General features: G+C 37.0%; 26 protein-coding genes, 1 riboswitch and 2 other annotated features. Of the genes, 5 read left to right on the top strand and 21 right to left on the bottom strand.

The window, feature by feature from the left end; all coding sequences use genetic code 11:
* Positions 1–94: 94 nt before the first annotated feature.
* Positions 95–187: riboswitch (glycine riboswitch) on the bottom strand.
* Between the two features lie 144 nt (positions 188–331).
* The 7 genes from NV349_RS14240 to comGA all read right to left on the bottom strand — a co-directional run bounded on the left by NV349_RS14240 (position 332) and on the right by comGA (position 4,623).
* Entirely contained in the window at positions 332–847 is a 516-nt protein-coding gene (locus tag NV349_RS14240) for a shikimate kinase (RefSeq protein WP_036120210.1), read from the bottom strand.
* A 198-nt stretch (positions 848–1,045) separates the two neighbouring features.
* A complete protein-coding gene (gene comGF, locus NV349_RS14245) occupies positions 1,046–1,471 on the bottom strand; it encodes a competence type IV pilus minor pilin ComGF (RefSeq protein ID WP_036120216.1) in 426 nt (141 codons plus the stop codon).
* Entirely contained in the window at positions 1,464–1,781 is a 318-nt protein-coding gene (locus NV349_RS14250) for a type II secretion system protein (RefSeq protein WP_036120217.1), read from the bottom strand. Before NV349_RS14250 ends, comGF begins: the two co-directional genes overlap by 8 nt.
* On the bottom strand, positions 1,774–2,241 hold the full coding sequence (comGD, locus tag NV349_RS14255; RefSeq protein WP_051891606.1) for a competence type IV pilus minor pilin ComGD: 468 nt from the start codon (positions 2,239–2,241) through the stop codon (positions 1,774–1,776). The genes NV349_RS14250 and comGD overlap by 8 nt, the downstream gene beginning before the upstream one ends.
* On the bottom strand, positions 2,210–2,548 hold the full coding sequence (gene comGC / locus NV349_RS14260; RefSeq protein WP_271910316.1) for a competence type IV pilus major pilin ComGC: 339 nt from the start codon (positions 2,546–2,548) through the stop codon (positions 2,210–2,212). Before comGC ends, comGD begins: the two co-directional genes overlap by 32 nt.
* A 10-nt stretch (positions 2,549–2,558) precedes the next feature.
* Positions 2,559–3,629: a competence type IV pilus assembly protein ComGB gene (gene comGB, locus NV349_RS14265; protein ID WP_036120223.1), complete on the bottom strand. Its 1,071-nt coding sequence runs from the start codon at positions 3,627–3,629 to the stop codon at positions 2,559–2,561.
* Positions 3,604–4,623 carry a competence type IV pilus ATPase ComGA gene (gene comGA / locus NV349_RS14270; RefSeq protein WP_036120226.1) on the bottom strand — a complete coding sequence of 340 codons (1,020 nt, stop codon included), beginning with the start codon at positions 4,621–4,623 and terminating at the stop codon, positions 3,604–3,606. The genes comGB and comGA overlap by 26 nt, the downstream gene beginning before the upstream one ends.
* A gap of 328 nt (positions 4,624–4,951) precedes the next feature.
* Between comGA and NV349_RS14275 the strand changes: the two genes are divergently transcribed.
* Positions 4,952–5,662 (top strand): helix-turn-helix transcriptional regulator, encoded by a 711-nt coding sequence (locus tag NV349_RS14275; protein WP_036120229.1) that lies wholly within the window; start codon positions 4,952–4,954, stop codon positions 5,660–5,662.
* 118 nt (positions 5,663–5,780) lie between these two features.
* On the top strand, positions 5,781–6,023 hold the full coding sequence (locus tag NV349_RS14280; protein WP_004231035.1) for a DUF2626 family protein: 243 nt from the start codon (positions 5,781–5,783) through the stop codon (positions 6,021–6,023).
* A gap of 66 nt (positions 6,024–6,089) precedes the next feature.
* On the opposite strand, the gene NV349_RS14285 is transcribed toward NV349_RS14280, so the two are convergent.
* Positions 6,090–6,734: an MBL fold metallo-hydrolase gene (locus NV349_RS14285; RefSeq protein WP_058844132.1), complete on the bottom strand. Its 645-nt coding sequence runs from the start codon at positions 6,732–6,734 to the stop codon at positions 6,090–6,092.
* Between the two features lie 169 nt (positions 6,735–6,903).
* Between NV349_RS14285 and NV349_RS14290 the strand changes: the two genes are divergently transcribed.
* The gene (locus NV349_RS14290; RefSeq protein WP_036120238.1) at positions 6,904–7,083 is read left to right on the top strand and encodes a DUF2759 domain-containing protein; all 180 of its coding nucleotides are present in this window, start codon (positions 6,904–6,906) and stop codon (positions 7,081–7,083) included.
* Positions 7,084–7,136: 53 nt separating this feature from the next.
* Here the strand turns inward: NV349_RS14290 and tyrS are convergent, their stop codons facing one another.
* From tyrS to rpmG, 5 genes are all read right to left on the bottom strand, one after another.
* The gene (gene tyrS, locus NV349_RS14295) at positions 7,137–8,351 is read right to left on the bottom strand and encodes a tyrosine--tRNA ligase (RefSeq protein WP_058844131.1); all 1,215 of its coding nucleotides are present in this window, start codon (positions 8,349–8,351) and stop codon (positions 7,137–7,139) included.
* A gap of 145 nt (positions 8,352–8,496) precedes the next feature.
* Positions 8,497–8,737 (bottom strand) — a binding site (T-box leader).
* A gap of 125 nt (positions 8,738–8,862) precedes the next feature.
* The gene (locus NV349_RS14300) at positions 8,863–10,758 is read right to left on the bottom strand and encodes an LTA synthase family protein (RefSeq protein ID WP_271910317.1); all 1,896 of its coding nucleotides are present in this window, start codon (positions 10,756–10,758) and stop codon (positions 8,863–8,865) included.
* Positions 10,759–11,038: 280 nt separating this feature from the next.
* Positions 11,039–11,248 (bottom strand): YqgQ family protein, encoded by a 210-nt coding sequence (locus NV349_RS14305; protein ID WP_036120247.1) that lies wholly within the window; start codon positions 11,246–11,248, stop codon positions 11,039–11,041.
* Positions 11,241–11,834 (bottom strand): 5-formyltetrahydrofolate cyclo-ligase, encoded by a 594-nt coding sequence (locus NV349_RS14310; RefSeq protein ID WP_036120249.1) that lies wholly within the window; start codon positions 11,832–11,834, stop codon positions 11,241–11,243. The genes NV349_RS14305 and NV349_RS14310 overlap by 8 nt, the downstream gene beginning before the upstream one ends.
* Before the next feature lie 103 nt (positions 11,835–11,937).
* On the bottom strand, positions 11,938–12,087 hold the full coding sequence (gene rpmG, locus NV349_RS14315; RefSeq protein ID WP_008408521.1) for a 50S ribosomal protein L33: 150 nt from the start codon (positions 12,085–12,087) through the stop codon (positions 11,938–11,940).
* A 150-nt stretch (positions 12,088–12,237) separates the two neighbouring features.
* On the opposite strand from rpmG, the gene NV349_RS14320 reads away from it, so the two are divergent.
* Complete coding sequence (locus NV349_RS14320; protein ID WP_308221987.1) at positions 12,238–12,690, top strand: hypothetical protein; 453 nt, start codon at positions 12,238–12,240, stop codon at positions 12,688–12,690.
* Positions 12,691–12,693: 3 nt separating this feature from the next.
* On the top strand, positions 12,694–13,176 hold the full coding sequence (locus tag NV349_RS14325) for a hypothetical protein (protein WP_036120279.1): 483 nt from the start codon (positions 12,694–12,696) through the stop codon (positions 13,174–13,176).
* A 45-nt stretch (positions 13,177–13,221) separates the two neighbouring features.
* Here NV349_RS14325 and NV349_RS14330 read toward each other — a convergent pair whose 3' ends face one another.
* The 8 genes from NV349_RS14330 to pstC form a co-directional block, all read right to left on the bottom strand.
* Positions 13,222–13,794, bottom strand: coding sequence for an anthranilate synthase component II (locus NV349_RS14330; protein WP_271910322.1), 573 nt, complete (start codon positions 13,792–13,794; stop codon positions 13,222–13,224).
* Positions 13,791–15,176 (bottom strand): anthranilate synthase component I, encoded by a 1,386-nt coding sequence (gene trpE, locus NV349_RS14335; RefSeq protein ID WP_271910324.1) that lies wholly within the window; start codon positions 15,174–15,176, stop codon positions 13,791–13,793. The genes NV349_RS14330 and trpE overlap by 4 nt, the downstream gene beginning before the upstream one ends.
* Positions 15,177–15,462: 286 nt before the next feature.
* Positions 15,463–15,674 (bottom strand) — a binding site (T-box leader).
* 39 nt (positions 15,675–15,713) lie between these two features.
* The gene (locus NV349_RS14340; protein ID WP_271910326.1) at positions 15,714–16,784 is read right to left on the bottom strand and encodes a mechanosensitive ion channel family protein; all 1,071 of its coding nucleotides are present in this window, start codon (positions 16,782–16,784) and stop codon (positions 15,714–15,716) included.
* A 76-nt stretch (positions 16,785–16,860) separates the two neighbouring features.
* Positions 16,861–17,733: a vWA domain-containing protein gene (locus NV349_RS14345; protein WP_271910328.1), complete on the bottom strand. Its 873-nt coding sequence runs from the start codon at positions 17,731–17,733 to the stop codon at positions 16,861–16,863.
* Between the two features lie 176 nt (positions 17,734–17,909).
* Positions 17,910–18,569: a phosphate signaling complex protein PhoU gene (phoU, locus tag NV349_RS14350; RefSeq protein WP_036120292.1), complete on the bottom strand. Its 660-nt coding sequence runs from the start codon at positions 18,567–18,569 to the stop codon at positions 17,910–17,912.
* A 13-nt stretch (positions 18,570–18,582) separates the two neighbouring features.
* Entirely contained in the window at positions 18,583–19,368 is a 786-nt protein-coding gene (gene pstB, locus NV349_RS14355) for a phosphate ABC transporter ATP-binding protein PstB (protein ID WP_231745038.1), read from the bottom strand.
* A 60-nt stretch (positions 19,369–19,428) separates the two neighbouring features.
* The gene (gene pstA / locus NV349_RS14360; RefSeq protein ID WP_036120300.1) at positions 19,429–20,307 is read right to left on the bottom strand and encodes a phosphate ABC transporter permease PstA; all 879 of its coding nucleotides are present in this window, start codon (positions 20,305–20,307) and stop codon (positions 19,429–19,431) included.
* Between the two features lies 1 nt (position 20,308).
* Complete coding sequence (pstC, locus tag NV349_RS14365) at positions 20,309–21,256, bottom strand: phosphate ABC transporter permease subunit PstC (protein WP_036120302.1); 948 nt, start codon at positions 21,254–21,256, stop codon at positions 20,309–20,311.
* Positions 21,257–21,260 lie beyond the last annotated feature (4 nt).

A 21,260-nucleotide genomic window follows, 5' to 3' on the forward strand; every position in this document is an offset into this window, starting at 1 on the left:
ACACCAGACTGGCTCGCAAGTTTTCACACTGCCAATCAGCCGGCTTTCCCCTTTGGTGGCTGTTATTGTTATACTACAGCTCTCTCCAGAGTTGCGTCTTGTACGAGTCCTTTTACCTGAGAGATTCATAGCCATTTACTACTTGCTCCTTCGGTGGCGTCTACACGCGCTCTCCCCGCACAATCATCCGCCCAAGATAGTTCTTGGTACTATTTAGTAGTCAATGAACATTTAGTTACTTATTTGTCTATATCCTAACATTAAATGCATTGAAAAGGCAATCATTTTTTAAAAGATAATAAAACACGAACATAATTTATCAATAACACAATCATCGTTCGTTTTTTAATCTTTTCACTTGAAATACTAAATACTCTAGAATATGACGGATAGTTCTACCTTCTGTCAATACTTGGATATGTCCTACCTCACGGTAAAACTTCCTTCTGTAATGATACAGGCTTTCTAGCTCTTCCTTTGTAGAGCTCTGTACAATGGGTCTGTTTGGATCATGCTGTATTCGTTTATAAATATCTTCAAAAGACGCATCTAAAAAAAACACTAATCCACTACGTCTCATAATTTTTCGATTCTCAGCATTAATGGCAACGCCACCACCTGTAGAAATAATACAAGCCTCATCTCTGAAATTTTTCAAAAATTCTGTTTCTATTTCTCGAAAATGGGCCTCTCCGTATTTTTCAAAAATCTGTGGAATTGTCATTCCCTGCTGGCGCACAATCTCACGATCCATATCATAATATGGCATCTTTAATAAATAACTTAAACGTCTTCCTAACGCACTTTTCCCACTGCCCATAAAGCCAACTAAATATATTTTTCGCAATTCGGATCACCTTCTTATAACTACGATTCTACACTGTCTGACAAAATTTGTCCTAATAAATTTATCGTAGTTTGAACATTTAATTTTTCTAGCCCATCATATGTCCGAAACTGCATTTCATAAGACATACAATACGCAAGAACAAAAGTAGTTACAAAAAATAATAATGCAATTGCGATCAAAAAAATAGCCCCTCTGTCATTTTTCAATAATTGGCACATAGAAGCTTCGCTCCTTTTGAATACCGCTAGTCATTTCAACAGCTACCGTCAGCATGTTTTCTGTATAATTAAATTGGCATTTATTAATTCCGATTAGCATGGGAACATGTCCACCATTTATTTGCTCACGAATAATATTAGGATAGCAATCAATATGATGGATTGTATTTGCAGTTTGAAAGCTCACTCTTTTTCGATCTTCCCGAATAGCAAACGCAGAGACATTCTGTAGAGAATGATTTACATCATAAACAAATAGCTCCCACTTTGTTTGTTCATCTGTTAGCATGGTTGATTTCATTTCAGCAAACCACAGCATAATAAGAACAAAAAGTTGAGATACAAGCACAAAAACAACCAATTGAAATATGGCTTCTATTAATGTATAGCCTTTGTCATTCACGGACTTCACCTGTATCTTGTATACATTTTTGGCGCAGTTCACGCATGTTTTGAAAACGGACACAAATTTGTTGTCCATCAAATTCCCAATGATACTCTACTTGTTCAATGGTCCTAGAGCCTTCTGTTTGCTGTACTGCCTGATATTGCTTTAAACCTTCATAGGCAGTTTCAGCTGCGATGAGTTCTAGTTTTTTATTTGTAAGATTCGTCTTCATCGTATAGGTAAGCGGTATTAACGACATACACAATATTGTTAAAATCCCCATAGCTAAAATGGTTTCTACAAAAGAATAGCCTGACTCATTCAACTCTAGCTCTCCCTCGTCCTAATGTAATAACGACCTTTTTCTTTCCTTGAGGGGTTTTAAAGGCAATGGTTCCAGCTGACATAACATTTCCTTTAGTATTATAACTAAGTGTATGAATAGAACTTTCTGCGTTCAAAAACTCCACTCCTTTTGGAAAAGGACGTTCATATAAAATGGTATAAAAATCTTTTTGAATAACATAACGATTACTGGGACTTATTATTTTCATTGCTATATATTGCCGTTCATTCATGCTATAGGTTTGAATATACTGAATATCTAGTTGCATTTGCGTAAAAAATCGTTCCAATTCCTTTGCTTCTGCTATTTTGAATGAAAATTTACTAACAATCGCTGTTAAACTCATAACAAGAAACAAAACAATCAGTATTTCAAGAATTGTAAAACCACCATTTTTATTATGTTCATCAGCTATTTGACCCTGTTTCCAAATCTGCATTGACTAGTCGTACCTCTCCCTCATTCGTGATGACTATTTCGGCTTTATTTGGGCAAGTCGTTTCATGTTCTTTTAAATAGCCTTTCACCACTAGATCATCTAATGTTGGATAGGTCATAAAATCTACTCGATAGGCCTCGACCTGCCCTTGTACCATAGATATATAAGCCTTACAGCCCTTCTCATCAATGGTAGCGAAATGCTTCGTAACATTTGGAATCGTAATTAAAATAAGGATTGAAATGATTAATAAAACAATTAGCATCTCGATTAAAGTGAACCCTGCTTGTTCGTTGATACGTTTCATCTTTTCCCTCCTAAACTAATTCAATCATGTGATAGATGGGTAATAATAAACTGACATAGGCAGCTACTATACAGACTGCTATGAGGATAAAGAAGGTTGGTTGTACAAATGCTAATACTTTTTGCAGAAGTTGTTCCTGTTTTTCCAGTAATAATTCGCTATACAACACTAATTCTTTTCCTAAATAGCCGCTTTGCTCACCGTGCTCTACAAAAACAGGAAAATCCTTTTGAAAAACAGCTAGTCTCATTACGGCAAGTGTTAGTGACTCTCCAAAAATAACTCTTTCTTTTATGCGCTGCGAAAGAATTTGCAGAAAAGGTTGAAGTTGTTGCTCTTCTAAAAGTTGGAGGCTGGCTTGTAATGAAAATCCACTTTGCAGTAAGCTTCCTAAATAAGCAGCAAACTGTCTTGTTAATATCAGTCGCATATAGCGTTGAATAAAAGGAATCTTGAATAGGATGGTGAGTTGATGTGCAGTAGGCTGTCGATTGAGATAGAGACGAACAATAAATAAACTGCCTGTTGCGATGAAAATGGTGAGGATGACTACATCAGGAACATGTAATAACGTAGTGGACAACGTAATACTTGTTTCTGTTTCTGCGGTTCGGCCGGCTACCAGTCTTTCGATGTTTGGTAAAAAGATGGTACGAAACACCAAAAATAATAACAGCAAAAATACGATCAGCGTGACAGGATAGATCAGCAGCTTTATGAGCTTTTTCTTGGTCATTTCACTTACCTTTATTTGCTTAGCTACACCTTGTAAAGCTTCTATCATATGTCCATTATTTTCTGCTACCTTGATGGCCATTAAATAATGCTTGCTCAGCTGTAAAGTTTCAAGTATCCCTGCAACCCCTTCCCCTTGCTTCAGTTTTTCATCAATTTGCTGCTGCATATCTTCATGCGCCTTTATATGATGAGGCAATAGCATTGAAATGGCCTGAGGAAATAAATATCCTTCTTGCATTAACACACATAATCGATTAAAAAATTGTGCCTGCTCCCTTACTCGCCATTTTGTCGCCCTACTATAATAAAGCAAAACATTATGGATATATGTTTGTAGGTGCATAAAAGCTCTCCACTAATTCTTTTTGTCCCATTAATGTTAATTCATAAGGGAGTTCATAGTTGACCTTTTCTTTAATCGCAGAAATGGCTCTTGTTAAATGAACATCCTGTAAAATTTCATATACCGCACGGCGCTCATCTTGTACTGCTGAAGTCTGAACAAGTATTTGTGCCACAATACCGATAATCGTTTGATGAAGCTCCTCTATCGACACATCTAAGTCCATTAAACGATACAGGCAACGAATGGTATCTTTTGCATGAATGGTTGAGACAACTAAGTGTCCTGTTAAGGCAGCTTGGATAGCAATTTTTGCTGTCTCTTTATCTCGAATTTCACCAATCATGATAACATCAGGAGAGTGACGTAAAATGGCTTTTAGTCCCATAGCATATGTAACGCCCGCTCGCTCGTTCACTTGAATTTGAAGTAAATTTGCTTGGCTATTTTCTACAGGATCTTCTAAAGAAATCACATGCCGATTTAATTCTGTGGAACAATAGTGGATTAAGGAATAGAGTGATGTAGATTTGCCAGAGCCTGTTGCGCCTGTAAAAAACAGAAGACCTTGACGATGTTGCACAAGCTCCATTAAATTGTGTGCTGCACTTTTGGAATAGCTTAATGACGTTAGTGGGAATGTATGATTTTGGAGAAGTAAACGGATAATCAGGCTTTCTTTTAAAAAGACGGAAGGCAGTGTGGATACTCGAAAGGCGTATGGATTGTGTTCCATTGCTTTTTGAAAGGAGCCGCTTTGAGGTTTTCGTCGTTCACTGATATCTAATGCCGCAAGAAATTTATAGTAGGAAATCATTCTTTCTGCAAGTTCATTTGGGAGCTCACCAGCTTGGAGTAGCTTATCATATTTTCGAAAATAAACCTGATATCTTTTATTACCTGGAACGAGTAATAAATCGGATGCACCAAAATGATAGGCCTTTAGTAAAAGTTGCTCACATTTTTGTTCGACAACTGTTTCAAAATTCTGCATATATGCACCTCACTTCTAGTTCATTCGAATATGACCGCTCTATTCGTTATTTCCTAGTATAAAGAGGAAAATGCCACGAGAAAAGCCCTTTTCTGAAAATAAAAATTTGTTGTACATTTTCCTGTCAATCATGTTTTTTGCTATAAAAATGTGGATAAAGTGCAGTTTCCCACTAAAAAAGAAGATAAATGCATGAAAAAATTAATATTTATGCCGAAATGAACTGTACCTTTTTCAATAATACAATATAATAGAATGAACATGATTATTTTCCTAACACTTGGTAGGCGAACATAATTTTTTAAAAAAATTTAAAGAGGTGAAGCGCATGATCCATCCATTGAAAATTACTAGTACATTAGCCGATGAAACAAGGTACTCTATTTATGAGTACATATTGCAAGAGAAAAAAACAGTCACAGTACAACATATTGCTGATCAATTCGGCATCCATCCAAACGTTGCTCGGCTTCATTTAACAAAGCTTTCAGAAATCAATATTATTTCTGCGGACTATGTCAAAACAGGCAAAGGTGGTAGACCTGGACGTGTTTATAAAGCTTCAGAGAAAGGCGTATCTCTAACATTTCCAAGACGCGATGAAGATCGTTTATTAAAATGGACGATCCAATTAATTGAAGACATTGGACCATCTGCCTTAACGAAGTGCCAAGAAATTAGCTACCAAGACGGATACCAGCAAATGAAAAATTATATCAGCGCTGAATTAACATTAAATAATTCTCTATCCTTCGATGAAAAGCTTCAGCTGTTAACGGACAATGCCGCTTTAATTGGCTATATTCCACAAATTCAACAAACCGAACATGGCAAAAAAGTGACCTTCTCCATCTTCAATTGTCCTTTCCAGGAGCAACTTACTTCGCATTCTGATATTGTTTGTTCATTACATGAATCCTATTTAAAAGGTCAATTAGATGCATTGTTTACGAACAATGAATTTGTGCAAATTGAAAGTATGATACATAATTGCGATTTATGTAAATATGAAATAAACGTGACAGAAATCGAAAGCTAGATTAAAAATCCATTTGTTTGTCACAAAGACGGAGAAGTTCCAGTTTACAGACACCTTTCATATCATTTATAATGAGTAAGAGATTATTGTGTCGTGGGCAAAAGGAGGGGAAATCTTCATGGATAATATGTATAAAGTTATGGCATTCTGGACAGGTATTTTTGCCGTTATGTTCTACCTTGGTGGTATGAACGAGGTATCGCTATTATTCTTAGGTAATACAGGTTTATTCTTATTATTAGGCTTCTTAAACCTTTCAGAACGTATGTACATGTACATTTTCGGAGCATATTTAACTGTATTCTTCGCTGGCTTCACGTACTATACAACATTCATTCACGTACCTGGTGGCGGTCATTAATACAAAAAAAATCGCGTATCTCACAATGCTGAGATACGCTTTTTTATGCGCTTTGGTTATTCCTTTTTAAAATCCATTTAAGAAAGGATTTGTCTCCATTTCTGCGCCTACTGTTGTATAATTTCCGTGTCCAGGATAAATAATAGTATCCTCGGGTAATGTCAACAATTTGTGATGAATGGATGCTAATAATACTTTTGTTGAGCCACCTACTAAATCTGTACGTCCCACACCTTGTTCAAATAACGTATCTCCAACAATGGCAAAACCGTCATTATCAAAAACATAAGAAATACTACCAGGTGAATGTCCAGGCGTAAAAACAGCTTGGAAAGCAAAATTACTGATCTCAAATAGCTGTTCTTCTTTAATAATTGTGTCTTGCGCTGGTGCTGCTACCCTATAATCTGGTAATGCAGCATATTTACTAGAGCCATTCTTCGTTGGATCTCCTAGCCAGCTAACTTCCTTTTCATGAATCCATACAGGAATATCAAACACTTCGCGTACAGCATCTACAGCCCCTATATGATCAAAATGGGCATGTGTTAAAAAGATAGCAAGTGGTTTTAAGCCATTGCTACGAATTGTTTTAATAAGACGCTCTGCTTCCTCACCTGGATCAAATATAATACATTCTTTTTCTTTATTCGATACGATATAGCAATTCGTTTGAACAGGTCCAAGAGAATAACTTCGTACGTTCATCATAGTGATCACCTCAACTTTCTATTATACAGGCTTTGCCACAATTTGACGATAAATGTTCATAGTTTACGCTATTTTAGTTCTCGACAAAAACAAACAGAACGTTTACAATTAAGGAGGAATATTGTTTGCGACATTCATTTTCTGATGTCGAAAGGAGTGTCTATTTTTAATGAACTTATTAATGGTTATTTTTGGTCTAGTAGCGATTTTAGCTGTAGTTGGTACATTCCAAGCAATTAAAGAAAAGAACCTATTAAGCGTTGTTTTCAACTTATTAAGTGCCGCTGTATTTGGATGGTTCGTCATCATGACGATTGTTCACAGTGGGTATCCACCACAATTACACTAAAATTCAGACAAAAAGGAGCAGTCTCCCTGGAGATTGCTCTTTTTTTGTATTTATTATTTATTTAATTTAAGAAATCGTTTCTTACCAATTTGAATGACATCATCATTCATTAGTACAAGTGATAAATCATCCATCACTATTTTTTCTCCATTCAAGGATACTCCATTTTGCTTGATTAACCGCAGAAATTCACTCTTACTATGAATATAATCCATTGCCACTAGTTGTGGGATAATATCCACTATTCTTTCCTTATCAATTTCTAGGAGCAGTATAGGAATATTTTTTGGTATTTCCTTTCTTTGAAATGCAGCTTGGAAATAGGATTTAGCTTCCTCCATTGCTGTAGTCCCATGGTATAAGGCCGTTATAATTTCTGCTAACTGTAATTTTACATCACGGGGATTCTCTCCCATTTGCAGTCTATCTTGAATGGTTTGCACTTGTAGTGGATGCTCATCTGTTGCTAGTTCAAAATATTTGATGAGTAAGGCATCTGGTACTTCCATTACCTTTTTAAACATGACCTCTGGCGCTTCACTGACACCAATATAATTGCCAAGGCTCTTACTCATTTTTTCAATGCCATCTAAACCTTCGAGTAATGGCATAAAAATGGCAATTTGTTTTTCTAACCGCCGTTGCTTTTGTAAGGTGCGGCCCATTAAAATATTGAATGTTTGATCTGTTCCCCCTAATTCAATATCGGCCTGTAGCTCTACCGAATCATATGCTTGCATAAGCGGGTAGAAAAATTCGTGGATGCCAATTGGTATTTGCTGACGGTACCGTTTTTGAAAGTCCTCACGTTCTAACAGTCGAGCAACGGATGTCGTGGCTGCCAGCTGAATGACTTCTTCAAATGACAGCTTTGCTAACCATTCACTATTGAAACGAATAGTTGTCTTATTCATATCTATCACTTTAAAAATTTGCTCACAGTATGTTTTAGCGTTTTGCTTGACCATGTCATCACTTAACGCGACACGGCCTTTTGCTTTACCCGTTGGATCACCAATACGCCCTGTAAAATCACCGATAACAATGACCGCCTGATGCCCTAAATCCTGCATTTGCTTTATTTTCCGTAGAACGACTGCATGCCCTAAATGAATATCCGGGGCGGACGGATCAAGCCCTAACTTAATGATTAAAGGCTTCTGCTCCTTATAGGATCGCTCTAATTTTTCGAGTAATTCCTGCTCATCAACGATTTGATGAGCACCCTTCTTAATTATCGCTAATTGCTCTTTTGGTGTTAAAAACATATGAAACATCTCCTTGTAATATTAAATATTAATATTGCAAGCTCTATAAGAGTTCACTAATCAACTACGCCTCAGCGTAAGAGGACGGCCAAATCAAGATAAACACTTGGGCTGTAAAGGCATAAAAAAAGCCCTTAGGACTAATCCTAAGGACGTTCATGAACGTGTTACCACCTTTTTTCGAGAGCTATTCACACAGCCCTCCTCAATAAGTACAGCCATAGCGATACTTTTGCAATGATTACGGATGCAACCCCGTCGTAGCCTACTAAAATTTCGGTACGCAGCTCCAAGATGTATTCACTTTAATATCCCTTGCGCCTCTCAGCAACCGGCTACTCTCTGTCAGTTCGATTAAAGCTACTCGTTCTTTTCCATGCCTTTCACTCTTATACTCCGAAATGCAAAAACAAATCTTCGTTATGCAGATATTTAAATTTATTATAATTGCTTATAGTAATTTGTCAATCAAAAAAGAAAAGAGAGACCTCAACTTGAGATCTCTCTTTTGTTATTTGACGGAATCCTGTTTTAAATTACCTGTCTTTTCATCATAGAAACGTAGCAGGTCTCCATTTATGATAGCATCGGAATTTTCCAGCTCCATTGTCGCACGATCAGCATATGACTGGCATGGCTCACCATCTATTTCTTCACCAGTTGCTTTGTCATAGCAAGCTTCTCCAGCATAAACATATTTATCTGTTATAAAGCGTCCATCACGGAAGACAACAAAATCCTCATGCTCTGGAGAGAATAAATCTGCACCCATTTGCATGTCTTTTGACGTTTCAACGCCAAGAAGATGTAAGATTGTTGGACGTAAATCCATTTGTCCTGAAATCTCTGTCATTTCTTTACCATCGTCAGATCCTGGGATATGGATGAATAAAGGCACTTCTTGAAGCAATGCATTGTCCATTGGTGTAATTTGTTCTTTTCCTAAATATTGTGCCATCGCTTTATTATGGTTTTCAGAAATACCATAATGGTCTCCATACATTACGATAATAGAGTTATCATAAACACCTTGATCTTTTAACTCTTGGAAGAAGTCTTTTAAAGCTTCATCCATATAACGTACTGTCTGGAAGTAACGATTTAATGTACCTGAATTTGAATCATATTCAGGAATCATAATATCTTCAGGATCCAAAGTGAATGGATAGTGGTTCGTTAACGTAATTAATCTTGAATAGAATGGCTGTGGCATGTCTTTCATTAAAGCAGCAGATTGCTCTAAGAATGGTGTATCTTTCATACCCCAGTTGACAGCTTGCCCTTCTTCAACCGTATATGAATCTATATCGTAGAATTTATTAATTTTTAACGATTGATACATGATATCACGGTTCCAGAATGATTTATTATTCGGGTGCATGACATTTGTAAAGTAGCCATTTTCTCCAAGGCGTTCAGCCATTGAATTATACGTATTTCCACCATGCGTGAAGAATACAGCACCACGACCTAATCCAAACAATGAGTTTTCAACAATAAACTCTGAGTCAGATGTTTTTCCTAAGCCTGTTTGGTGATAGAAGTTACTGAAATAATACGTATCTTTATCTTTTGTTAAAGAGTTTAAGAATGGCGTAATTTCATGACCATTCATATCATTATTGATGACAAAGTTTTGTAAAGACTCCATCGACACAACAATTAAGTTGCGACCTTTATATTTCCCAAACATCTCTGGGTTAACGGCAGCCTGATTAGAACGCACATAGTTGTTTACTTCAACTAATTCACTGCCATCCGCTAATGCACGCTGAGCAGATGATTTAGTTTGAATATAAATATCATACAAATGGTAATTGTACGTACCAATATTTTTTACTAATAATTCGCGGTCAAAACTACGTGTTAATAATTGTGGACGCTCTGTTTCAGCTAATCCTAAGTTTAAAAATGAAATTGCGACTGCTAATACAAAAAATGCACGTCGGAATTCAATATTCACTTTAAATGCTTCTTTCATTTTCGGTAAAAATTTATTCGCTAAGATTAAAATAACGACATCAACGAAATATAATACATCCCATGGCTCAACAATGGCTGCTACTGATGTTCCTAAGTCACTGAAATTACTTGTTTGGAATAATACTGGTAGCGTAATAAAGTCATTGTAGAATCGATAGAACGCTACATTTCCGTATAAAACAATGGATAAAATAACGCTGACCGTAATCAGATAACGATTTCTAGCTTTTGCTGATTTAAAGAATAGTGATAAACCATACGTAAATAGCAAGAAGCTTAATGGATTAATAAACAAAATAAATTGTTGCATTGCATTTTCAATTTTCATCTCAAAGCTTGTGTGGTAAACAATGACCGTTTTGATCCATGTTGCTATAATTGCTAGTATCATAAATGAATGTTTAGGCCACTTTATTGATTTCATTCCTAACATCCTCCCTACTTCCTTACAAAAAAATAATAATTTTTTACATTTTGTTACGGAAACAAAATATATCTTAATCCTTTTTTAACAGATAATCAACACATATCTTTTGGAAATTTTTTTCTCCGCGCTCTTTTTATGCACCAGACATCTATATATACGTTTTGGAATGTAAAAAGTTTCTTAAAAACATAAAAACAGCGGAAATCCACTGTTTTTAAGAATATTACATACTTGTTACATTATTTTCACAATACTCCATTACATTATATTTTAAACATTACTTTTTATTTTCTTCCATACGAAGTTTTGTTGTTTCTTGTCGAATGAGTAACAATGCCATTTGATAGTCTTTTATGTCTAGTACATTTGCTTTATAGAGCTCACGTATTTCATCCTCCATTAACATCAAATCGCCAATGGGATCACGTGTATAAATAAAAGTACCATATGTTTTCAAAAGTTCATAAATATCTAACATTTTATCCATTTTCGCTCGCTCCTCGTTGTGCTAGACAATCAATACGTTCTGTCGGTGTCATAATGATGTCTACTGGGCAATCATGCTCCTCGGCTGGGACACAATCAATGATTTGCTCATCAAAGAGCAGCGACATCAGCTTCCCTTTTTTATAGTTTAATACATAGCGGTCATAATAACCACCGCCATAGCCGATTCGATAGCCATTACGGTCAAAAACAACGCCAGGCACAAGGATGACATCCATGTCATTTGCGTCAACTAACTCACATCTTGCTGGAATAGGCTCACGCAAATGCATATATACAGTTTCAAGCTGGGCAAATGAATCAATAATGTAAAATGACATTGCTCTTGTTTTTGGATGACATTTCGGAACAGCGACCTTTTTACCAAGTCGCCATAATTCTTCAATTAAAAGAATGGTGTCGACTTCTGGCTTATTTGAAATGGTCATGCCAATTATATTTGCTTCTATTATATATGATTCCTGTAGCACCTTTTTTACGATAGCTAATGATTGATATTGATAAGCTTCATCAGTCATTGTCGCAAGAGCTTGTCGCATCTTATTTCGTAATGTTGTTTTATCCATCCAGGCTACCTCCTATATCATCATACTTCGTATCCTTATACCCGAAATGATTTCATAAAATGTAGAAAGCCAAAACCACTTGTGGTTTTGGCTTAATGAGCGATTACTTAGTTTCACGGTGAAGAGTGTATTTCTTCTCGCGAGAGCAATATTTTTTAAGTTCAAGACGCTCTGGATTGTTACGCTTGTTCTTTTTAGAAATGTAGTTACGTTCGCCGCAATCTGTGCAAGCTAAAGTAATGTTTACGCGCATCATTAACCCTCCCACTCTATATCAAGAATTAAAATTTGAGCATGATTTATACGACTAACCTATTATAACATAAACTGAAAAAAAATCTACCTTCATTTCATATTAAGTTTGCATATGGTAAAATATCTTATAATTACATACTACATTGAGGTGAAACTATTGGATTTATCCATCTTACTAATGAGTATCGGCATAATTTTAATCATCCTATCGTTCTTTTTCAAAAATAGCTCGAAAAAAATCGAAAAAGATGTCGAAGAATTATCCATCTCGATCTTCCAAGAAACAAATAATTTAAAGCGTCGCCTAAAAATTGTCGAGGAAGAACTTTTATTAGAACCTGAATTCCAAGTGAAATCAACATCAGCTCCGAGTCAAAAAGGACAAAACCCTAAAGTTCAACAAGTCATGCAAGCTGTTCAACAGGCTGCACAAGCGTCAAAAATTGCACAAACGACAACCCAAGTCAAACCGATTCATCAAATTATTGTTAGTCAGGTGCTCGAATTAAATAAACAAGGTCTTTCTGTAGCTGATATCAGTATTCGTTCTAATTTAACAGAAGAGCAAGTTCGTCAAGTCATTGCAAATGGAGGTCGATAAGTGATGAACAAGTCCGCCATCCGCGCATTTGGCATTGCCATTTTTCTTGTCGGAGCTTTGCTAGCACTCTCCAGTCGCTTTGATGTAAATATTGGTCTCCCTACTAAAGAAGCTGGCAATCTGCAACAGGTAGAACAACTGCAAGATAAGCTAAACAAGGCCAACCAAGAAATTGCCTCGTTAAAGGGACAATTAAAGCCAGTACATACAACAGAAGAAACGTCTACGACAGATTCTGATGAACAAGCCGTTGAAGAAACAAACGGTGATGTGACAAAGATGACATTGCAATTATACAGTGGAATCACACCCTATATTGTGGCACAAAAGCTTGAAGACGGCGGCATTATTACCAATAGTGTTGAAATGGAGTTACTACTCGCTAACGCAAAATATGCCCGCAGCTTACAAATCGGCTCCTATGAAGTCAATTCTTCCATGTCTTTAGAAGAAATTGCTAAGTTAATTACAGGCAAAAAGCAGTAACCTAAAAAGCTGTCGTCACATTAGACGACAGCTTTTTTGCGGCCATTACGCTATACTATCGAGAAAGGCTTGCATCATGATATTGCCTTCTTTTGTGCCGATTGATTCTGGGTGAAACTGCAGACCATAAAGAGGATAATTCTTATGTTGAATGGCCATAATCTCCCCATCATCACCGGCTGTTGCAATTATGTTAAAATCCTTATGCAATGTCCTTGCTTCAATAATTAAAGAATGATAACGCATTACTTCAATATCACCCTTTATTCGCTTAAATAAACCTGTTTGCTCGTATTGTAATGGTGACAGCTTTCCATGCATAATATTTTGGGCCTGCACAATATTGGAGCCAAAAGCCTGCCCAATCGATTGATGGCCAAGGCATATGCCTAAAATGGGAAACTTTTGATACAGTTCCTTGATGACAGCTACCGTGATACCTGCTTCAGCAGGTGTTCCTGGTCCAGGAGATAAAATGATGGCTTCAGGCGACATTTCTTGAATTTCTTCTATTGTAATAGCATCATTTCGCACGACTTTAACGTTTTTTCCCAGCACGCTGATTTGTTGAAATAGGTTATAAGTAAAGGAATCATAATTATCGATTAATAAAATCATTTTTTGACCTCCAATAGCGCACGGGCTTTATTGAGCGTTTCCTCGTATTCCGACAATGGGATGGAGTCATAAACAATTCCCGCCCCTGCCTGTACATGGGCTTTTTGATCCTTAATGAGCATTGTCCGAATAGCGAGTGCTAAGTCCATATCACCTGTTGTTGAAATATAGCCCACCGCTCCCGCGTACACGCCCCGCTTCACTGGTTCCAATTCATTAATCAGTTGCATGGCTCGAATTTTAGGTGCTCCTGACACAGTCCCAGCTGGTAGACAAGCACGCAGTACATCCAGAACATGGAGGTCGTCTCGTAATTCTGCCATTACCTCTGACACCATATGCATCACATATTTATACCGTTCAATATTCATGTATTTCATTAGCTTTACAGAACCGACTTTGGCAATGCGTCCAAGATCATTGCGACCTAAATCTACTAACATACGATGCTCCGCTATTTCCTTTTCATCTGCTAATAGAGCATTTGCAATTGCTTCATCCTGTTCTGTTGTCGCGCCACGCGGCTTTGTACCAGCTATTGGATTGGTTGTCACCTGACGATTTTTTACCTTTACCAGACTTTCCGGAGATGTTCCTAAAATAACATAGGATCCAAAATCCATATAGAACATATAGGGTGACGGATTCGATGTGCGTAATTGACGATAAAGTGAGAATGGTGAACCTGTGAACGGTGCTGAAAAGCGTTGTGATAATACGATTTGAAAAATATCTCCTCTTAAAATATGCTGCTTAGCACGTTCCACCAAAGAAACAAATCGCCCCTTTGTCATCATTGGTGTAAAATGTAGTTCATCTACCTTCAATGCCTCAAAGGTCGTACCTGCACAAAGCTGTTGCTCTATTGTCGCAATAGCAGCCTCCATCTCCTCTATTGAACGCCCCTCCTGAAATAGATCAATCGAGGCTAGTGTGATTTCCTGTGTTACATGATCAAAAACAATAAAGGTATCATAGAAAAAAACATGCACATCAGGCATGGCTAAATCATCCTGTAAATAGTTTCCGATTTTTTCTGTATAAAAAGCTGTTTCATAGCCAAAGAAACCTATGATCCCACCAAAAAAGGCGAATGGATAGTGCTCCTCATGAAATGGCATAACTTGCTTTAATTGATCGAGCACATTCCCACTAATTGTGTCCTTTTCCATTCCTCTTGAAAAGATGAATTCTTCCTTGTTCCCTTTCAATTCAGCCACTGGATTGATGGCGATAAAGGAATATCGCCCACTTTCCTCATGCTTGGCTGATGATTCGAACAACATTTTATGCTGCCCGCTCAGTGATTGATACACAGAGATAGGGGTCATCATATCCCCCTGTAATACTTTCATGGCATACTTTCTAAGCTCAACTGTCATACTCTTCTCTCCTTCTCTAAGCTCTTCTCTGCTCTTCTACACCTATCTATCGCCTCCTCCTCAGCGTATGTGTGTTCAGATTTTTTCAAGTTACTAACATAGCATCTCTTCAAAATCTGTGACATCCGATGGAGGGGCTTTCTCTTGCTTCAGCGGGTGTTTGAATCTGCTAAAAAAGTAAAACAAGCATCTATCTCCCCTACACAAGAGGAAAATTTCTGCACCTCACGCTTCACTTTCAGACAAAAACATGACTGAATCAAGATAAAAAAAGGCCTTTCCATCACAAAAGGACGGAAAAGCCGTGGTGCCACCTTCATTGGTCTCCAATCTAGAAGACCCTCTTGAAGCCTTATAACGTAGGCATACGCTAATCCCTACTGTCGTTCAGGATTAGAGCTCCGAAGTCCATTCACCATTCATTTGTACTAGTTTCCACCAACCACTAGCTCTCTATGACAAATTTAAATAGCTACTACTCTTCATCAACGCTGATTTGTAAGTTATATTGTAATGCAAACTATCTCACAATTCAATTTATTTTTTATTTCGTAGACTGTCATCCTCGTAAGGGGTAGCTAACGTAATGGATAACTCCTCCATTATTTGACGAATAGCAAATAAAATATCCTGACGCACTTCTAGCATAACAGCTGTATCATTTGTAGCAATAAAGAAACGAACAAGTACACGATATGAATCATGATGAAATTCATCAATAAAAACATGGATCATCTCTTTCTCCGTTTTGGCATGCAAATAAATTTCCTTATGAATGGCTGTTAAAGCACTACGTAAATGGTCCTCCTCATTTTCGGCTGCTACATAGATAAATTGCTCACATTTCCGTTTTTCTCGTTTTGATAAATTATAAATAGGGCGGTTGACTAAATAGGAATTCGGCACATAGACAAGCCCCTTATCCCCTGTTTGAATTAAGGTACTTCGCAGATTGATATCTTCAATTGTGCCTTCAATTTTTTGATCTTCCGTTGCGATCCAATCTCCTATTTGGAATGGATTATCCAACGCGACAGACATACCACCAAATACATGTGCTAAAGTATCACGAATCCCAAAGGCAATCGCCACACCAGTTAAACCGATCCCTGTTAAAAAGCCATTGAGGTTAAAATCCCAAAACGAAGCAATCGTGAACATAGCAAAAATCATAATGATTACTTTACCAATTCGTAGAAAAAACGGTAATAAGACATTCTGATCCTCTTCACTCGTTAATTCGAATGGTTGTTTCGTATAAAAATTTAACACATCATAAATCCCTTTAAACGCAAAAAACACCAGAATTGACAATACAAAATTTTTCGTTGATCTATGCGTAAATAAAGGAACTTCTATTAAATAAGATAAACTCAGGACAATGACTGTCGTCATAAATGCATAGCCAATTGCTTTACTGAATTGGGCAAGTACATTCGCCTGGAATTTCCGCTGGCGATTTCTTAAAAAAGTCACTACACAATGAATGATTTTTTTTATGATGAAACGTTGAATAAGCCAACCAACTAAACAAATAATGGCGGCAATCAAGACATCCATCCAAGTTGGGACTGTAAATTTAGGTAATAACCAAAGTAATGAATCCATGTATTTCTCCTTTAAAAAACCTATGTATCTCCACCAAAAAGGAGCAAACCTTCAGAAACGGTTAGCCCCTATTTTTTTATTGTATAGCATCATCCGCAAAAAAAGCCTTATTGGCAAACCAAAACTGCTGTTTATTAAAATTATGTTCGTGCATGGCGATTACTGAAAATTCAGCATGGTATTTCCGCTTCATTTCCTCTAGCATCGTTCTTGCTTGTTTAGTTATGAGATGCTGTCCATCAATAGGCGTTCCTTCTGTAAAAATAATGACATCCGCTTCAGCATCGAGTTGATTTTCCTGTAGTAATGCTTTAACAAACTGTAAAACAGGCAATATTGCGGCTTCTCCTTGTGCCTTATATTCGATAAAACTCTTAAAATCAGCTAAATTTAAATGACCATTTTCAAAGCGATAGTGAACATGAATTTGACGATCATATGGAACAATATATAAATCGCGACCTTCACGATGAGCATTCATAAATAACGGTAAAATCATACTTTTACAAAGATCAGAGTAAGCAGCCATCCCCGTCGTTTGTTCTAAACAAATAATCATAGGCCCAGGTTCCTGTTGATATTCATGAAATGGCACATAAAAAATATTACCACTTTTTGTTGTCTGTTGCTTGAGCTTTTGACGTCTCAGCTCTGACCATTTTCGTTCATAATATAGGTATTGCTCATGGCCGTTTGCTAAGCGTTCAGCTTTTTCAATAGCAGGGATATTTTCTCGAATTTCATGCATAATATCTGCCAATTCTAGTGCAAATGCTGCCATATTTCGTAATGGCTCGCTCTTGAAAAAATAGTCGATAAAATAATGTTGTTCTCCTTCACTTAACTCCTCTAAATGTAAGTTTTTATAGAGAAAACGTAAATAGTCTAGTTGTTCGTTTGTCATCTGCTGGTCAAATTGCTCAATGAATGTTTCGATTGCATCTTTCACGTAGCAGCACCTCCTAAGCATCACATTTTTCGGATAATGTCTATAGTATAGCCAAAAAAAATTTTTGACAATACAATAGTGCTCGTTATAAAGACGCTAGGGAAAAAGACAATGTTGCTGCTACATAAAATTTTTTTATCCAAAAGAAAAGAAGAGCTAAAAGTAGCTCTTCCTCATTAATTATTTAATTCATAATGCTTGCCTTTGACTAAGTAAAATAGATGTTCTGCAATATTTGTCGCATGATCGGCAGAGCGTTCTAGATATCGGCAAATAAATGTGAGATGGGTTATCTGCGAAATATGTGCAGGATTTTCTACACCCGCGCGAAGTAAAAGTGTAATTGTTGCCCCGTATAAATCGTCTACATAATCATCTAATTCTGCGATTTCTTTGGCACGTACCGTATCTTCCTCTGTAAAGGCCTTCATGATACTCTCTAGCATTTCGACTGTTTTATTACACATCGTTTGTAGATTGGTTATCGGAAACACTATTGGTTCTTTGCCAATTCGAATCGCTTCCTTAGCAATATTAACCGCATAGTCGCCCACTCTTTCCATATCTGCTGCTGCTTTTACAAGGACCATAAGTCGACGCAAATCTGTTGCCACTGGTTGTTGCTTAGCAATCATTAAAATCACATGGTCATTAATTTCCTCTTCAAGACGATTAATGACTAAATCATCTTCTAAAATTTTCAAGGCTTTTTCTAAGTCCTGCTCTACTAATGCTTCAAAAGCCGTTTGTAGCGCTAGAATACTGCTGTTGGCAAGGGCAATAAATTGACCCTGTACCTCTTGTAACTCTTGTTCAAAACGCTCACGAACTACCATCTATTGCTCCTCCTTAGCCGAAACGTCCTGAAATATAATCTTCTGTGCGTTGATCCGCTGGTGTTTGGAAAATAATATCTGTTTTATCGTATTCAACAACCTCTCCACTTAGGAAGAATGCTGTGCGATCAGAAATACGAGCCGCTTGCTGCATATTATGTGTCACGATGATGATGGAATAATCTTTTTTCAGCTCTTGCACAAGCTCTTCCACCTTCAACGTAGAAATTGGGTCCAAAGCAGATGTTGGCTCATCCATTAAGATGACATCTGGTTCAATCGCTAAGCAACGTGCAATACAAATACGCTGTTGCTGACCACCCGATAACCCATAGGCATTTTGATTTAAACGATCTTTTACCTCATCCCAAATCGCTGCCCCTCTTAGTGACTTCTCCACAATCTCATCCAAAATCTTTTTATTTTTAATCCCATGGATTCTTGGTCCATAGGCAATATTATCATAAATAGATTTTGGGAATGGGTTCGGCTTTTGGAACACCATCCCTACACGTGTCCTTAATTCCTCTACTGTATAGCTTTTATCTAAAATATTTCGCTCACGATAGACGATTTCACCTGATGTTCGAACGCTTGGTACAAGTTCTACCATTCTATTTAATGTTTTTAGATACGTAGATTTACCACAGCCAGATGGCCCAATAATAGCCGTTACTTCATTTTCATAAATACTTAAATTAATATCTTTTAAACCATGGTGATCACCATACCATAAATTTAAGTTTCGTGTATCGTAGACAATATTCTTCGCTCTATCATCTGAAGACTTAGTTGCCATTTGATTCAACTTGACAATCGTTTTTTCCTCTTTTAAATCTAGCACCATAAGGTCACCTCATTAATAACGTTTTTGGAATTTATTTCGTATAAAGATAGCAATAGAGTTCATTAATAGCAGAACCGTCATAAGCACTAAAATACCTGCGGCCGCCACATACTGAAAGGCTTCTTGTGGTCGCTTTGCCCAATCATAAATTTGCATCGGTAATGCAGTGAATTGACTCAATAAACTATTCGGTAAAAACTGTAGAATAACTGGAATCCCGATGACAACAAGTGGAGCTGTTTCTCCAATGGCACGAGACATGGCTAAAATACTTCCTGTTAAAATACCCGGAATGGCAGCTGGTAGCACCACGCGTAAAATGGTTTGCCATTTCGTTGCACCCATACCATATGATGCTTCTCTTTGTTCATTTGGTACGGCACGAATAGCCTCCTGTGCAGCTACAATGATAACAGGCAATATTAATAAACTCATCGTAAACCCTGCGGCTAAAATACTTTTGCCTAGCCCCATCATACGGACAAAAATTGTTAATCCAAGTAATCCAAAAACGATGGAAGGTACACCTGCTAGATTCGATATGTTCATTCGAATAAAGTCGTTAATTCTATTTTTCTTAGCATACTCCTCTAAATAAATCGCAGTACCTACACCTAAAATAATAGATACTGGCGCAACAACTGCCATTAACCACAGTGACCCAATTAAGGCAGCTTTAATCCCTGCCTTATCTGCAAATCGTGATGCAAAATTAGTTAAGAAATCGATATTTAAATAACCAATTCCCTGTGACACTATGCGATATAACAAAATAGCTAAAGTCACAAGCGCAAACATAGTTGCTAAGAAAAATAAGGTTTTCCAAACTTTATTAAATGTAATACGCTTGGTCAATCGTTTCATGACGACCGTGTCATCCATATAGCGCATGCTAATAAACCTCCCTGAAGCGTTTCGAAATATAGTGAGCAAGTAAATTCATGATTAGTGTAAAGATAAATAATGTAAATCCTACTGAATAGATAGAGTAGTAGATTGTTGTACCATAACCTGCATCACCTGTTGAAACTTGTACAATGTACGCCGTCATTGTTTGAATGGAATCCGTTACATTTAAATCAAATTTCGGTGTAGATCCTCCAGCAAGTGAAACAATCATTGTTTCTCCAATTGCCCGGGAAATAGCTAACACGATTGAAGCAATAATTCCTGATAGTGCAGCTGGTAATACTACTTTAATAGCTACCTCAAATTTCGTCGCACCTAGAGCTAAAGCTCCTTCACGCATACTATTTGGTACGGATGACATCGCATCCTCTGATAGAGATGTAATCATAGGTAAAATCATGATACCTACAACAATCCCAGGACTTAATGCATTAAATAATTTGAGTCCAGGTACAATTTCTTGTAAAACAGGTGTGACAAACGTTAATGCAAAGAAACCATAGACGATTGTTGGTACACCGGCTAATACCTCTAAAATCGGTTTCACTGTACGTCTTGTTTTCTCACTTGCATATTCACTTAAATAGATAGCTGAAGCAATTCCAAATGGTACGGCTACTACAACTGCAATAAGTGTCACTTTTAATGTACCTGCGATTAATGGCAAAATTCCAAATAACGGTTCATTCCCTGAAAACGGTAACCACTTTGTCCCAAATAGGAAATCCGTAATCGACACACGTTTAAAGAACTCAAACGTTTCAAAAATAAGGGTGAAAACAATGCCAAACGTTGTTAAAATCGAAATAATAGCGGCAGAAAATAATAGAGCTGGCATTGCTTTTTCCACTATTTTCTTTGTTTTTTGATTGCGAGAATTTGCAATTAATTGCTGCACAGATGATGTCTTATTTTCCTTTTGAGAAACCATTGGG

Source organism: Lysinibacillus sp. OF-1, assembly GCF_028356935.1.
GTDB lineage: Bacteria > Bacillota > Bacilli > Bacillales_A > Planococcaceae > Lysinibacillus > Lysinibacillus fusiformis_D.